The following is a 397-nucleotide window of genomic DNA, read 5'->3' on the forward strand; positions in this document are numbered from 1 at the left end:
CCATCCGGTACGAGACGAGCCGGTCCCGTCCGCCGTACACGAGCTGGGTCGGTGCGAGCACCCGCTCGGCCTGGCGCCACAGTGAGTGCTGGCCGCCCAGGGTGTACGCGTCCACGATGCCCCGGGCCGAACGCGTCATCGCGTCCCAGAAGTACGGCAGTTCCAGCCGGCGCTCCATCTCGGCCACCGCATGACGGAAGGCTTCGTCGGAGACCCGTGCCGGATCGCCGTAACAGAGTGCCATGACTCCGCGCGTCCGTTGCTCCGCCGTCCAGTCCTTTGTGAGCCGGGCGAAGAGCGGGGCGACCCCCGGCACCGCCAGGAGACCGGTCGGCACGGCGGGCCGCTGCACCCGCCACTCGGGCAGCGCGGGCGAGATCAGGGTGAGGGTGCGCAC

The 397-nt window shown here is 71.8% G+C and carries 1 pseudogene; it reads right to left on the bottom strand.

The window, feature by feature from the left end:
- Positions 1–397: pseudogene (locus RM844_RS33245) on the bottom strand (alpha/beta hydrolase); the annotation flags it as partial.

It is taken from the genome of Streptomyces chisholmiae, from assembly GCF_031845445.1.
Classification (GTDB): Bacteria; Actinomycetota; Actinomycetes; order Streptomycetales; family Streptomycetaceae; genus Streptomyces; species Streptomyces chisholmiae.